The 14,279-nt window shown below is 63.4% G+C and carries 11 protein-coding genes and 1 pseudogene; 10 read left to right on the forward strand and 2 right to left on the reverse strand.

Going from position 1 to position 14,279, the window contains the following annotated elements:
* Window positions 1-13: 13 nt before the first annotated feature.
* The 10 genes and pseudogenes from FQP90_RS02240 (at window position 14) to FQP90_RS02285 (ending at window position 11,251) form a co-directional block, all read left to right on the forward strand.
* Window positions 14-1,564 (forward strand): aldehyde dehydrogenase family protein, encoded by a 1,551-nt coding sequence (locus FQP90_RS02240; RefSeq protein WP_144648126.1) that lies wholly within the window; start codon window positions 14-16, stop codon window positions 1,562-1,564.
* A complete protein-coding gene (locus tag FQP90_RS02245) occupies window positions 1,561-2,679 on the forward strand; it encodes a tartrate dehydrogenase (RefSeq protein ID WP_144648127.1) in 1,119 nt (372 codons plus the stop codon). Before FQP90_RS02240 ends, FQP90_RS02245 begins: the two co-directional genes overlap by 4 nt.
* Window positions 2,676-3,656: a D-2-hydroxyacid dehydrogenase gene (locus FQP90_RS02250; protein WP_144648128.1), complete on the forward strand. Its 981-nt coding sequence runs from the start codon at window positions 2,676-2,678 to the stop codon at window positions 3,654-3,656. Before FQP90_RS02245 ends, FQP90_RS02250 begins: the two co-directional genes overlap by 4 nt.
* A gap of 80 nt (window positions 3,657-3,736) precedes the next feature.
* A pseudogene (locus FQP90_RS02255) lies at window positions 3,737-3,931 on the forward strand (aldehyde dehydrogenase family protein); the annotation flags it as partial.
* A 36-nt stretch (window positions 3,932-3,967) separates the two neighbouring features.
* Window positions 3,968-5,011, forward strand: a complete 1,044-nt coding sequence (locus FQP90_RS02260; protein WP_144648413.1) for an NAD(P)-dependent alcohol dehydrogenase — start codon at window positions 3,968-3,970, stop codon at window positions 5,009-5,011.
* Between the two features lie 238 nt (window positions 5,012-5,249).
* A complete protein-coding gene (locus tag FQP90_RS02265; protein ID WP_144648129.1) occupies window positions 5,250-6,698 on the forward strand; it encodes an ABC transporter substrate-binding protein in 1,449 nt (482 codons plus the stop codon).
* Between the two features lie 27 nt (window positions 6,699-6,725).
* Window positions 6,726-7,667, forward strand: coding sequence for an ABC transporter permease (locus FQP90_RS02270; RefSeq protein ID WP_144648130.1), 942 nt, complete (start codon window positions 6,726-6,728; stop codon window positions 7,665-7,667).
* Window positions 7,651-8,496, forward strand: a complete 846-nt coding sequence (locus FQP90_RS02275) for an ABC transporter permease (protein ID WP_144648131.1) — start codon at window positions 7,651-7,653, stop codon at window positions 8,494-8,496. The genes FQP90_RS02270 and FQP90_RS02275 overlap by 17 nt, the downstream gene beginning before the upstream one ends.
* The gene (locus FQP90_RS02280) at window positions 8,489-10,090 is read left to right on the forward strand and encodes an ATP-binding cassette domain-containing protein (RefSeq protein WP_144648132.1); all 1,602 of its coding nucleotides are present in this window, start codon (window positions 8,489-8,491) and stop codon (window positions 10,088-10,090) included. The genes FQP90_RS02275 and FQP90_RS02280 overlap by 8 nt, the downstream gene beginning before the upstream one ends.
* 126 nt (window positions 10,091-10,216) lie before the next feature.
* Window positions 10,217-11,251, forward strand: a complete 1,035-nt coding sequence (locus FQP90_RS02285; protein ID WP_144648133.1) for an AAA family ATPase — start codon at window positions 10,217-10,219, stop codon at window positions 11,249-11,251.
* Here the strand turns inward: FQP90_RS02285 and FQP90_RS02290 are convergent.
* Both FQP90_RS02290 and FQP90_RS02295 read right to left on the reverse strand, forming a co-directional pair.
* On the reverse strand, window positions 11,225-12,961 hold the full coding sequence (locus tag FQP90_RS02290; RefSeq protein WP_144648134.1) for a prolyl oligopeptidase family serine peptidase: 1,737 nt from the start codon (window positions 12,959-12,961) through the stop codon (window positions 11,225-11,227). The two genes, FQP90_RS02285 and FQP90_RS02290, sit on opposite strands and share 27 nt — an antisense overlap.
* Window positions 12,958-14,175 (reverse strand): hypothetical protein, encoded by a 1,218-nt coding sequence (locus FQP90_RS02295; protein WP_208759915.1) that lies wholly within the window; start codon window positions 14,173-14,175, stop codon window positions 12,958-12,960. Before FQP90_RS02295 ends, FQP90_RS02290 begins: the two co-directional genes overlap by 4 nt.
* Window positions 14,176-14,279 lie beyond the last annotated feature (104 nt).

Genomic DNA, 14,279 nt, shown 5'->3' on the forward strand with positions numbered 1-14,279 from the left:
GGAAAAGGATTTCATGAGTTCATCAACCAGAGTCGCCGAAGCGCGCCCGAAATCAGGGCGGGAGACGGCTTACAGGCGGGCAAGAATCGCTAATCTTCCAGGTGGTGCGTTTCTGGAAGGTCGGTGGGAAACAACCGAAATGACCGTAGAGGTCCGGGATCCCGAAGACGGAGTCCTGCTGGGCACTGTGTGTTCGTCGTCCCCTCAGGATGTGCGTAGGGCGGTTGCCTTCATTCATCGTCATCTCATGGAAGATGACTGGGCACTCCGGGACCGCCGGGAGGCCTTGGAACGTGCTGCAGCATTGCTTGCGGACCAGGCCGGGCGGTTCGCGGAGATCATTGCCGCCGAAAGCAGCAAGACCATCACAGAGGCCGACCGCGAGGTACGCCGCTGCATCGAGACCTTGCGGCTTTCTGCGGCAGCGTCGAGTGAACTCGTGGGGGAGACACTGGGCTTTGATGACAGCATGGCCGGGGCCAACAAGATCGGCTGGTTCAACCGCAAACCCGTGGGAATCATCGCCGCCATCACACCTTTCAATGACCCGCTGAACCTCGTGGCACACAAGCTGGGCCCGGCGCTGATCGGAGGCAACGGCGTCGTGCTTAAACCCTCGGGCCGTACGCCACTGACCGGACTTGCCTTTGTCCAGCTGTTGTTGGACGCAGGCGTCCCGGCAGGTCGCCTTGCTGCAATCGTCTCGGGTCCGGGCGTCTCCGAGGCGATCGTGACTGACTCTCAGGTGGACCTCATCTCCTTCACGGGTGGTCCGAAGACTGCGGACCGTATCGCTGCCGCCGCTGGAGCAAAGAAGATCCTCTCGGAATTGGGCGGCAACAACGCCACGATCATCTGCGCTGACGCGGAACCGGCCAAGGCTGCCGAGGCAGTCGTGGCGGGCGCGTTCGGCGTGGCAGGCCAGAACTGCTTGTCCGTGCAGCGGGTGTATGTTCACATCTCCCTGTTCGATGAGTTCGTGGATCGCGTCGTGACTGGAACCCGGGCGCTTCGTGTCGGAGCCAAGTTCGATCGCACCACGGACATCGGACCGTTGATCACCGAAGCGGAAGCCCGCCGGGTGGAGGACTGGGTGGAGGAGGCCAAGGCTGCCGGAGCTACAGTCCATGTGGGTGGTCAGCGTCGCGGTGCGTTCTACCAGCCAACCGTGCTCACCGACGTGCCCGCAGACGCCCGGGTCATCAATGAGGAAGTGTTCGGTCCGGTGGTCAGTATCTTGCCGTTCATCCAGATCAGTGACGCCATCCATGCCGCCAATGATTCAGAACATGGGCTCCAAGCCGGCGTGTTTACAGAGTCAATCGAGCTGGCCCTGGCCATTGCCGACAAGCTGCACGTCGGAGCTGTGGTCATCAATGAGACCAGCGATGTCCGCATCGACTCGATGCCCTTTGGCGGCTTCAAGAAGTCAGGTGTGGGGCGTGAAGGAGTCAAGCATGCCGTCCGGGAGATGACCGAACCCAAAAGCACCATTATCAAATTGGCCGAGCCCGCTGCCCGCTGGCAACAACTAACGGCCACTTCAGAACGGAATGCATCATGAGTATCCACAGAATCGCGGTCATCGCAGGCGACGGTATCGGCAAAGAAGTCGTACCTGCTGCCATCGAAACGCTTGAGCGGATCGCCGAACTGCATTCGCTGGACCTGCAATTCACCCACTTTGACTGGGGTTCGGACTACTACCTCCGTCACGGACGGATGATGCCCGAGGACGGACTGAAGCAACTCGCGGCGCACGAGGCGATCTTCCTCGGGGCGGTCGGATCCCCGGAGGTTCCCGATGCGGAGTCACTATGGGGACTGTTGATTCCCATTCGCCGCGAGTTCCAGCAGTACATCAACCTCCGTCCGGTGAAAACGCTCGACGGCGTGAAGTCGCCTCTGGCGGACAAGGAACCGATCGATATCCTCATCGTGCGTGAAAACAACGAAGGGGAGTACTCAGAGGTTGGCGGCCGTGCTTACCGCGGGTTGCCGCACGAAACGGCCGTCCAGGAAACCATCTTCACCCGGCTGGGCGTGTCGCGTGCGGCACACTACGCGGCATCGCTCGCCTCTTCCCGGAAAGGTCACCTGACGTCGGCCACCAAGAGCAACGGGATCATCCACACTATGCCTTTTTGGGACGAAGTAGTGGAAGAAACCATCAGCCTCTACCCCGACGTGACGCTCACCAGCGAACTGGTGGACGCGCTGGCTGCGCACCTGGTCCTGAAGCCCTGGACCTTTGACGTCATTGTCGCCTCCAACCTGCTGGGCGACATCCTCTCGGACCTCGGCAGCTCCGTCACCGGTTCCATTGGAGTAGCCCCCAGCGCCAACCTCAACCCGGAAGGTGATTTCCCGTCCCTCTTCGAGCCGGTGCACGGATCAGCTCCGGACATCGCGGGCAAGGGACTGGCAAACCCGGTGGGCCAAATCTGGTCCGGAGCAATGATGCTCCAGCACCTGGGCCACCCGCAAGCCGCCGAGCACTTGCAGTTGGCGTTCGAGTCAGTGCTGCGCGAAGGTCTGGGCACCCGCGACGTGGGCGGACCGTCCTCGACGTCGGAGTTCACGGCGGCGGTCCTGGCCGCCATCGACGTCGTGGACGCTGTTGGTCCGCTACACGCTGGCACGGCCGGGAAGCCGGCGGCAGCGGCGCCGTCGTCATGACGATTGCTGAACGTAAGCGGCCGGTCGTTGCTGCCCTATACCGCGAGGGCCTGCCGCCCCGACTGGACGAAATCAAGGAGTTGGCCGATGTCCGTCTGACCAAGGCAGACGGACTCGCCGAGGCATTGGCCGGCGCGGATGTGCTGTATCAATGGCATTCGTTCTCCCCGGCACTGCGCGAGAACTGGGCAGCGGCGGCGTCGCTGAAGTGGGTCCACGTTTCTGCGGCGGGCGTCAGCCAGCTCCTGTTCGATGACCTGGTCAACAGTGACGTTGTGTACACGAACTCGCGTGGGGTCCTTAGCCGGGCGATTGCCGAGTTCACCCTGGGGTTTGTCCTGGACATAGCCAAGGACTCGCAGGGTTCGCTCAGGCTCCAGCAGGGCCGGCGCTGGCAGCACCGCGTCACCCGAAAGATTCAGGGCCAGCGCGCCCTGGTGGTCGGGACAGGGTCCATTGGACGCGAAATCGCATCCTTGTTCCGTGCTGTTGGCCTGCGGGTCAGCGGTGCTGGACGCAGCAGCCGTCCCGGAGACGAATACTTTGACGAGATCCATTCCTCGACGGATCTTGCCCTGATCGTCCACGACTTCGACTACCTCGTGCTGGCCGCGCCGCTGACAGACGACACCAAGGCTTTGGTAGGCGCCGATGTTCTTTCCGCCATGAAACCCACAGCGCATCTTATCAACGTGGGCCGCGGGGAACTGGTTCACACGGACGAGTTAGTGCAGGCGCTGGTGTCCGGATCCATTGCAGGGGCGGCGTTGGACGTGGTTCACCCCGAGCCACTGCCTGCGGAACACCCGTTGTGGAGCATGAAAAACGTTATCCTCACCCCTCACATGAGCGGCGATACCGAAGACTATCTCGACGATCTTGGTCAGCTGTTCGTGGAGAACCTCTGGCGGTTCAGCCGGGGTGAACCGCTGCAGAACGTTGTGGACAAAAAACTCGGGTTCGTCCCCGCTTCCTGATTCCCTATACCGATTCGCTTTCCAAAGGAACTTTGCCTTGAGCACTTCAACGGTGACGCTCACCATCAAACACTTCATTGAGCGAAGCCGATTTGAACACCACGGTTGCTGCCGCGAAGAAGGCCGCCGAGTCCTGGGGCTCGTTCTCCTTCCGCGAACCCCTGGGCGTCGTTGCCGGGATCGCTCCGTTCAACTTCCCGGTCATGGTGCCGTTGGTAGGCATCAACGTGCCCCTGCCCGTCCCATTGGCCAACCACAACTTCCCCTCCAACTAACCGCCCGCCTGCCCAACAATGAAAGCCGCCACCGGTATGCCCACCATCGCCAAGGCCTATGTAGCTTCTTCTCCAACATCGGACCTTGAGCCTGGCACAGTGGAACGTCGGGATCCCGGTGACTTCGATGTGTTGATCGCCATCAAATACACCGGGATCTGTCATTCAGACATCCACGCTGCCCGCGGTGACTGGGCAGGAGTCAGGTACCCCCTGGTGGTCGGTCACGAGATCGCCGGCGTAGTGGCAGCCGTCGGCCGAAAGGTCACCCGCCACGTGGTGGGGGACAGGGTTGGCGTGGGGTGCTTTGTTGATTCCTGCAGGGAATGCATCAATTGCCGTCAGGGCGAGGAACAATACTGTTTGCAAGGCTCCACAAGCACCTATAACTCGTTCGGCCGTGACGGTCTCCCCACTGCCGGTGGATACAGCACGAGCATCGTGGTCGATGAGAACTACGTCCTCAGAATCCCCGACGGTATCTCCCTCCAGGACGCGGCACCCCTGATGTGCGCGGGTATCACCATGTATTCGCCGCTGCGTCACTGGCGGGCTGGGCCAAGGAAACGCGTCGCCATCATCGGCATGGGCGGACTCGGCCACATCGGCGTCAAGATGGCCGTTGCGATGGGCGCCGAGGTAACAGTCCTCAGCCAGACGCTGAAGAAGCAGGAGGACGCGCTCCGGCTCGGCGCCCAACAGTGCTATGCAACATCCGAACCCGAAACGTTCGAATACCTCAAAGGCCGACTGGACCTGATCATCAACACCGTCGCTGCGGACATCGACGTGGACGCCTACCTCTCCCTGCTCGCCCTTAGCGGCACCATGGTCCTGGTAGGCCTACCCCCGAAACCATTGAGCCAACGCGCCTGGTCACTCATCGGAATGCGACGCACCCTCACCGGCTCCAGAATGGGAGGCATCCGCCAAACCCAGGAGATGCTGGAGTACTGCGCCCAAAGTGGCATCGGAGCAGACGTGGAAGTCATTCCAGCCCACCAGATCAACCAGGCCTTCGAAAGGGTCCTGGCGAGCGACGTTCGATACCGCTTCGTCATCGACAGCGCAACGCTCTGAACAGCGGCCTGTGCGCCCGAACACATTGTTACGGGGACTCTGGAGCATCATTTCCTCCGCGCAAAGAGGTAAGGCTAACCTAAATGGTCTTCACTTTCCCCAAGCCCTCCCGTTCGGGCACTTTCAGCAGGCGGTTCCTTTGCGCAAACTCAGCCCATTCCCCGCGATAGGGCTTGCGGCCCTCCTTACCCTTACCGGTTGCGGTCTGAGCGGGAGCCAGCCCAGCGCCACCGAAAAAGTGGCAGATACCAATCAGCGCATCGTGGTGGACAACTTCCGGGCCCCTGTGGCCAACTGGGCGTTGGAGTCCGACGCCGCGTACATCCTCTCGCTGTCCGGCTGCCTGGAAACGTTGACCAAATACGATGCCGCGCAAGGCAAAGTGGTGCCGTTCCTCGCCACCGAATGGAAGCAGGTTTCACCCCTCGAGTGGGACTTCACTATCCGCGATGGGGTCAAGTTCCAGGACGGTACTGAACTCACAGCGGAGTCAGTGGCAGCGTCCTTGAATTCCGTGCTCAAAGCTAAGGTCCCTGCCAGGGCGTTCGGTCCGAGCACTGTGAGCAGCGTCCAGGCCACGGACGCCAAGTCCGTCCGTGTGACCACGACGACGGAGAGTCCACTGGTCCCGTTCCGCCTTGCCAGTGTCAACACCGGCATCCTCGCGCCGGCCGCATACCAGGGCGCAACAGTCGACCCGTTCGGTCACTGCACCGGCCCGTTCACTCCGGTCTCGGAGAAGGCCAAGCAGTCCCTGACTCTCGACCGCAACCCTAACTATTGGGGCGGCGAGGTGAAGCTTGCCGGTGCCGAGGTTCGCTTCATCACCAACGGCGCCACGCGTGCGGCCCAGGTCCAAACGGGCGAGGCCGACATTTCACTTTCCATCCCTGCCTCTTCTCTGTCTTCCCTGCAGAGCGCGCCCGAGGTTTCCGTCCTCAAGGCTGACTCTCCCCGCACGGCGACGCTTTACATGAACAACGGCCGGGCGCCGTTCAACAATGTCGATTTCCGCAAGGCGCTTCGGTCTGCACTGGACCTGCAAGCGTTGGCAGCAAGCGTTTACGAGGGCGCTGCCGTTCCCGCGGCTGGGCCCTTCGCGCCGTCGGAACCGTGGGCCTCAGCCGGGGCAAGTTCACCCAAGCAGAACGTGGAAGAAGCCAAGAAGCTCCTGGCTGACGCCGGGTACTCCGCGGATCGCCCGCTGGAGATCATCGCCATTGTGGAGCGGGCAGAATTCGCCGACGTCGCTACAGTCATCCAGGACAACCTGAAGGGCATCGGCGTCCCGGTGAGCATCCAGGCCAAGGAATACGCCTCGGCCGAGCCGGACGTGCTTGCCGGGAACTACGACATGATCCTGAGCCAGCGGAACAGGCTGATCGACATCGCAGACCCGATCGGGTTCCTCACCGCCGATTACACCTGCAAGGGAACGTATAACCTCAGCCACTTCTGCAACGAGAAGTACGACCAACTCATCGCCGAAGCGGCCCGGACCTCCACCACCGAGGAACGCTACAAGCTGTATGCCCAGGCGGGCGAGATCCTGGACGACCAGGCCGTCAACCTCTGGCTGGTCAACGAACAAGCAACGGACGCCATCCGCAGCAACGTGCTCTCCTACGCCCAGGATCCCCTGTCCCGATACGTCCTGACGGCCCAAACAGCCAAATCCGGTTCCTAGCGATCTGAGACGAACGAACCAACCCGCATGATCACGTTCCTTGCGAAGCGGACGGCGACCCTGGTGGCCGCCGTCCTGCTGTCGTCGTTCGCCGTTTTCCTTATTCCCTACGTGACTCCTGGCGATCCTGTCCGGAAGATCATCAGATCCCGCGTCGCCGGGGACATCGTGGACGATTCCACCGTCCAGGCACTGAGTGAGAGCCTTGGGCTCCAGGACCCCCTTCCCGTGCAGTATCTGCGCTGGCTGGGGGACTTCTTCACCGGAGATATGGGACTTTCGCACATCAGCCGCACGCCCGTGGTTGACCAAGTCATGCCTGCACTGGGCATCACCCTCAGCCTGGTGTTGGTCGCCTTGGGTATCGCCGTGGTGGTTTCCCTCCCGTTGGGAACAGTGGCGGCGTTGAGGCAAGGCGGCAAAGCCGACAAGCTCATCACTACTGTTACCCAGTCCTTCATCGCCATGCCGGAATACTGGCTCGCACCGCTCCTGGTCCTCGTTTTTGCGCTCAAGCTGTCCTTGCTCCCGTCCGCAGGATGGAACACACCGTCCTCCATCGTCTTGCCGGCCCTGACGCTGGCGTTACGGCCCATCAGCTTTTTCACGTCGGCTGTTCGTGCAGGCATGATCGACGCCCTCGAAGCGGAGCACATCCAGGCTGCAAGGGCCCGGGGCCTGGGTCGCGGACAAACCGTGTGGCGGCATGTCGTTCCCAACGGACTGGTACCGTTGTCCACCCTTTTCGCCGTATGGTTCGCCGGTCTCTTGGGGGGATCGGTGATTGTCGAGGTCATTTTCGCCATCCCGGGAATGGGACGCCTCCTGTATGACGCGGTGGTTAACAGCGATATCCCCTTGGCGCAGGGAGGCGTGGTGGTTGTGGTTGCACTCGCGGTTGCGATTACCACCCTCGCGGACTTCCTCCACCGCATTCTCAGTCCTAAGGTGAGTGGTTCCCTTGCGTAACAAGTCAGCGATCGACCACGCCGCCGTCGTCGTCCTTGTCCTGATGGTGGCCGCCATAGCGGCTGCCCCTTGGCTGGCGCCCTTCCCGCCTGATGTCCAGAACCTCGCCGACCGCCTTGCGCCGCCCAGCGGCCGCCACTGGCTGGGAACGGACCACCTGGGACGGGACACGCTCAGCCGCTTGCTCGACGGCGGACGCTTCTCTTTGGTGGTGGCGGCACTGGCAACTGTGCTGACCGGAATCCTTGGGCTGGCGATCGGCGTGCTCAGTGCCCGCCGCAAGGGTTGGCTGGATGAGTTCTTTACACGAACCAATGACGTCCTGCTGGCCCTGCCGGAGATGGTGGTGGCGCTCTTCATTGTGGCGGCGATGGGTACTGGCTTCACGTCGTTGCTGGTGGCCCTGACTGTTACGGGATGGACGCCCTTTGCCCGGCTTGCCCGGACTCTTGCCTACGATGTGTCCTCGCGCGGCTTCATTGAAGCGGCACGTGTGGTGGGGTGTTCGCCGTCGTTCATTGTTTTTCGGCACATCCTGCCGCACCTGGCCGCCCCGATGCTGGGGCAGGCGACGCTTCGCTTCGGGCAGCTCCTGATCAGCGTGGGTGCTTTGTCCTACCTAGGGCTCGGCGTCCAGCCCCCGCAATCCGACTGGGGATCCATGCTTGCTGCGGCGCAGCCATACGCTGAGCGGGCGCCGTGGGGCATCATCGCCCCGGGGCTGGCCATCTTCCTGGTTGCCCTGTGCGTGACCCTCATTGGCCAGCGGGCATCCCGCAGGGCGGCCGATCCAGTCGACGTCCTCGTGATGGAGGGGCAGCATGCCTGAACTCGTCATCAAGGACCTGACCGTTCGCAACACAGCCGCCCAGCGGGAGGTCCTGGCCGGGGTGAGTCTTTCCGTGCAACAGGGCGAGTTCGTGGCATTGGTGGGTGGTTCAGGGTCCGGCAAAACCATGACGGCCAAATCCATCCTGCGGATATTGCCTGAGCAACTGCAGATCGCGTCCGGTTCCATCAGGCTCGGCTCCGTGGACGTAACCAGCGCGCCGGAAGCAGAGCTGAACCGTATCCGGGGCGGTCGTCTGGGGATGTTGTTCCAGCAGCCCAAAAGGATGTTCAACCCGAACAGAACCATCGGTAAGCATCTGAAGGAACCGCTGAACCTGCATGGAGGCCTTCGAGGCAGGGCTGCCGATGCGAAAGTCTACGAGTTGTTGGCCGACGTCGGCTTTGAAGACCCCGCGTGGGGTGCGCGGGCGTACCCGCACCAGTTGTCCGGTGGCATGGCGCAGCGGGCCATGACAGCCATGGCCTTGGCCGGCCAGCCGGAGTTCCTCTTGGCTGACGAGCCAACCTCCGCGCTGGACAAGGTCCTGGAGCAGCAAATTCTGGAATTGCTCGATAGGCAACGGATCCAACGTGGCCTGGGGATCCTTTACATTACGCACAATCTAGCCTCCGTGGCCGCCTTCGCTGACCGGGTGTTGGTGATGGAGGCAGGAGTGATTGTGGAAGCCGGCACCACCGAAGCTGTCCTGGGGACTCCCAGGACTGAGTGCACGCGCAGGCTGCTTGAGGCGTCCAACCTGGCCCCCACCCGCACCACGGAAGCCCCAACCTCCGAGCGCAACGTCCTGACACTGACAAATGTGGTGAAGCACTTCGGCTCCGGAAAGCGATGGGGCCGTGGAAGCGGTAACCGCCCGGCTTTGGACTCGATCTCACTCGCAGTGAAGCAGGGAGAGATCTTGGGCGTCCTTGGCCAATCCGGCTCAGGGAAGAGCACGCTGGCCCGCGCCATCGTCGGGCTGGAAGGAATCAGCAGCGGGAGCATCGACAGGACGCTCGCGGCCGGGGCAACGAGTCCTCACACTGCTGTACAGCTGGTCTTCCAGGAACCACACGATTCCTTCGACCCCCGGATGACGCTCCGCGCCAGCCTGGAAGCACCGCTCCGGGCCCGCAAGGGACTGAGCCCCGCTGACCGATCCCGCAGGCTCAACGAGGCCATGCTGGAAGTTGAGCTGGATCCTGACCTCTTGGACAGGCGCCCCAGCCAATGTTCCGGCGGCCAGTTGCAGCGTGCCACGATCGCCAGGGCACTGCTGATGGAACCCGAAGTGCTCATCTGCGACGAAGCGACCTCCGCCCTGGATGCCCTGACCCAGCGAACCGTTCTTGACCTGCTTCAGCGCCTCCACCGGGAGCGGGGAATGACCCTCGTCGTCATCACCCACGACATGGACGTGGTGCGGCATATGTGCCAACGTGTCGCCGTCCTGTTCCAAGGCCGTTTGGTGGAGCTCACCGACACGCCCGGGTTTTTCGCCGATCCGCAGCATCAGCACAGCAAAGACCTCGTGTCAGCGGCGATTCCCTGCCGAGGGCTGCACTTGAAGAAGATGCGGGCCCTGCCTTAACCGGACCCGGGGTGGTGCTTATCCGGTTTGACGTGGCAAACGTCGTCGCCGAAAGTCCTCATCCCAAGACTCCGCTCAGGTTGTGGATGTGAGTGCCGCCGCAGCCACCAGGTCTACAGTTGATGTATGGCTGCCAGCCGCAATCCGCTCGATGACCTGCGAGAAACAATCGGCCATCTGGCCAATCAGCTCAAGCTGCCCGGTTCGGAGCGTGTTGACGACCTGGTGGGCGATCTCATCGGTGCAAGGCCCGGGCCCGCCCGGCCGCTGTCCGAGGTGCAGGCCGATCTCGATGCGCTGGTGGGACTGGAAACCGTGAAGGAACAGGTGCGGGCCCTCGTCGCCTTGCTGCAGGTCCAGGCCCGCCGTAAAGCCCACGGCCTGCCGGAGGTGGCCACATCGCAGCATCTGGTGTTCCTCGGAAACCCGGGTACGGGCAAGACCACCGTGGCGCGGCTCCTGGCCGAAATGTACCGCGCGGTCGGTCTGCTGCAGAAAGGTCACCTGGTGGAGGTCGACCGCTCGGGCCTGGTGGGGCAGTATGTCGGGGCGACCGCCATCAAGACGGATCGGGTGATCCGGCGCGCCCTGGACGGAGTCCTGTTTATCGACGAAGCTTACGCGCTGGCCCCGGAGGACGGCCGCATGGATTTCGGCCCCGAGGCCATCGAGGTCCTGCTCAAGCGGATGGAGGACCACCGCCACCGTCTGGTGGTGATCGTGGCAGGGTATCCGCGCCTGATGGAATCCTTCTTGCTCTCCAACCCCGGCCTGCGCTCCCGATTCGCCCGCGAGATCACGTTCCCCGACTACTCCGTCGACGAACTCCAGACGATCTTCCGCCAGATGTTGGACCAGCACGAGTACACGCTGGAGCCTGGTGCGGACCAGATGCTGCGCCGTATCCTCGCCGGGCTCCACGCGAGTGAGGACTCCGGCAACGCACGCTTTGCCCGCACGCTGTTCGAACAGGCGCTCAACCGCCAGGCGCTGCGTCTTTCGCTCGACGAGGAACGAAGTCTCGACGACCTCGACCGCGAGGCCGTCATGACGCTTACCGCAGATGACATCGTCGAGGCGGCCCTCGCTTTGGGTGAGGAACCGGAGCCGGAACCGACGCCGGAGCCGGAACCGTCACGCTGGTGGCGCTGGTTGGCCTGACCTGACCAGCATGCCGGAGACGCGGGCCGCGAAGGCGAGGACGGTGGCTGAAAATTCCATCACGTCCGTCGCCGCGCGCTGGCCGTGACCGCCGTCGTGTTCTGAGAGCAGCCACGCGGATCCACCGTGGCGGCGGACAGCGTCCACGAAGTCGACGGCGGCATGGTTGTCCACACGCTCGTCGCGGCCCAGGACGCAGCAGAGAATGGGAGGTGTGCCCGCCGGGGACTGCAGTCCCGCCGCCACTTGCAGCGGAGAGTAGAGTGCCCTTTCCTGCTGGGAGCACTCACCGTCGGCACCGAACTCGTGGAGCCATTGCGTTCCCAACCCGTGGCGGTCAAGATTCACCGTATCCAACAGGGGTGCCACGGCCACCACGCCACCAAAGGAAGCCGGCGATAGCAGGGCAGCCGATGTCACAACGAGGCCACCATGCGAGGCCCCGAACGCTACCGTCTGAGCTGGCGTGCTCCACCCGGCCGCGGCGAGAAACTCGGCAACGTCCACCAGGTCGAGGACGGTACGCAGCTTGCGGGGGCCGCGGCCGGCGTCATGCCAGGCGTCGCCGAGTTCTCCGCCGCCGCGCAGATGCGCCGCAACATACACGCCGCCGCTTTCCAGCCAGGCCGGCACGCTCGGCTCGGCTTCGGTGCGATGCTTGACGCCGAACCCGCCGTAGCAGGTGAGGATGAGCGGCAGGGGACGGAGCGGCAGGCCGTCGGCAGCAAGGTCCGCCGCGCGTACGGACACGGTGAGGGGGATGTCGACGCCGTCACGCGCCTTTGCGAAGAGGCGTCGGTGAACGAAGCGCTGGGGGTGGAGCGGCAAGGGGACCTCGGCTGGGGGCAGCTCAAGACAGTACACGCCGGATGGCCGTTCCGGTGATGCTGAATGCATCCACAGGACGTCGTTACCAGATGCCGCATGGACAGCGAAGGATGTCACATGTTCCGCGGGGGAAAGTCGGTGTACGGGTGTCCCATCCAGTAGAACTGTCGTGCCGCTGCAGGACTCCGCCAGCGTGAGTCGGCTGGGAACGGGGGCCGGAGCGTCAACCCATGTTTCGTCCCGCCACTGCCATGATCTGCTGTCCCTGCCGGGCGTTGCTGCGGTGATTCGAAGCATTCCCTCCCGAAGTGACAGGGAGAGGCGCGACCCGCTGCCCTCGGATTCAAGCGTCCCGGGTAGGGGAATCTCCGTCCGTCCTCCGGTTCTAAGGTCTGCGGAGGTGATTCTCTGCTGGGGTGGCTTACCGGAGAGGATCCACAGAGCGGCTCCGTTGGGTTCCCAAACCGGTGCCGAGTACCATGCCGAGATGCCTGGAATCCTGATAGGGGCGGTGTCTTCGGCAAGGATCCACAGCCCGGCGAGCTCTGTCCGGGGAGTGCTCAGCAGGGCAGCGACGGTGAGGCCATCGGGCGACAGCGTGAATCCGCGGACCACAGATCCTGGCGGTGCCGGCAATCTGACGCCGACCCGGGACACGATGTCCCGGACCTTCCAGGCTGCACGGAGCTCGGGCTCGGATGCCACATGCAAGGACGGGAAGTCTTCGCCGAAGCCGCGCCAGGTGTACGCTGCTCGCCCGGATTGGACCTGGGGCAGGCCTTGCCGTGGAGATGAATCCCACCGTTCCAGCAATGCGCGGAACCGGTCCTTCAGCTCGAAGCCCGGGATGCTTCCTCCGGGGGTGGTGTCCACGCCGCTCACCGCCCCACCGTGTCGCCGGGGAGGTTGCGCGCCGTTGAGAGCCAGGCGAGGTGCCCGCCGTCGTGCAATGGTGTATCCAGGTGGTGCGTTATCAGGGGTGCTCCGGGCATCAGGGTGTCCACGAGATGGAGCTCGCCGTGGCCTCCACGGGTCACGGCGACAAGCTCGGAATCAGGCGAGGCTGCGATGGCCCTCCGCTCGGCGTTGTCCCACGGCTCGTGGCCCGGTCTGGGGGCGCCGTCCATCGCCGGGAGACGCCAGATGGCGCGAAGCTCCAGTTTCTCGGGTGAGCGCAGCTCATGCATGGTGAGTTCGTCGCCGTCCGGGTGGATCCGCGCGGCGGCAATGCCTGTGGCGGTGAGCGCGAACCTGAAGACCAGCCCCGGTCCCAGCGGGGCGGTGCGTGTCAGTCCTGTATCCACATGGTGCACCCATAGCGCGTTTGACCATGCGGCCCAGTTGCGCGGTTCCTCTCCACCATTGCGCAGAACGGCCACCACGATTCGCTTTTCAGGGCAGAACCTGAGGAAGTAGGCCCTGCCGGCGATGCCCCACGGCACGGTTGGCAGGGTCTTCGGTTGCGGTTTACGGATATCGAAGCGTTCCAACCCTGGTCCCGTGGCCACGAACATGGTGCCGGTGAGGGGATCGAAGGCGTCGCCGTGTCCATCGGCGGAGACTCCGACCTTCAGGCCCTGCAGGGGTGGGCAATGGATCCCTTCGGCCAGGATGCGTTCGACGCTGAAGGACTCGATGGCACCCGGTTCGCGGTGGCGTACGACGGCGACCGGACCGTCGGGCGTTTCACCCACCACTACTCCCGGTTCCCCAACCCGGGTGCGGATACGGCGGGAGGCAGGGCCGCCGTCTGACTTCAGGTCAACGATGGTGAGCAGGTCGCTCCACGGTTCCCATGAGAGGCCGAGGCCGGTGGTGACAGCGACGTACCGGCCTGTCGGATCGCAGGCCAGGTGTTCACCCGGAATGGCCACCGGGAAGAGTAGGGGATTCGTATCAGTGAATCCATCCACGATCACCAGAGCACCGCCGGCGTCGTCGACGAAGGCGCACTTCCCGGAGCCCAGGGGCAGGATGCCCGCATGTTCTGCCAGGACTACGGAATCGAGGCTGCGGTGAATGGTGCCACTGGTCGGGTCCATGAATGCCACGGATGCCGCGTTCTGGTCTGCGACCATCAGGATTTCGTCTCTCAAAAGTGCTCCCTTGTCGTTAAGTTGAGAATCATTCTCATTAACTATAGTGTGGCGATGTCGCCGCAACAGCGGTGACGACCAACACCATCGAAAGGAGACCAACC

This window comes from Paenarthrobacter nitroguajacolicus (assembly GCF_007786235.1).
Classification (GTDB): domain Bacteria; phylum Actinomycetota; class Actinomycetes; order Actinomycetales; family Micrococcaceae; genus Arthrobacter; species Arthrobacter nitroguajacolicus_A.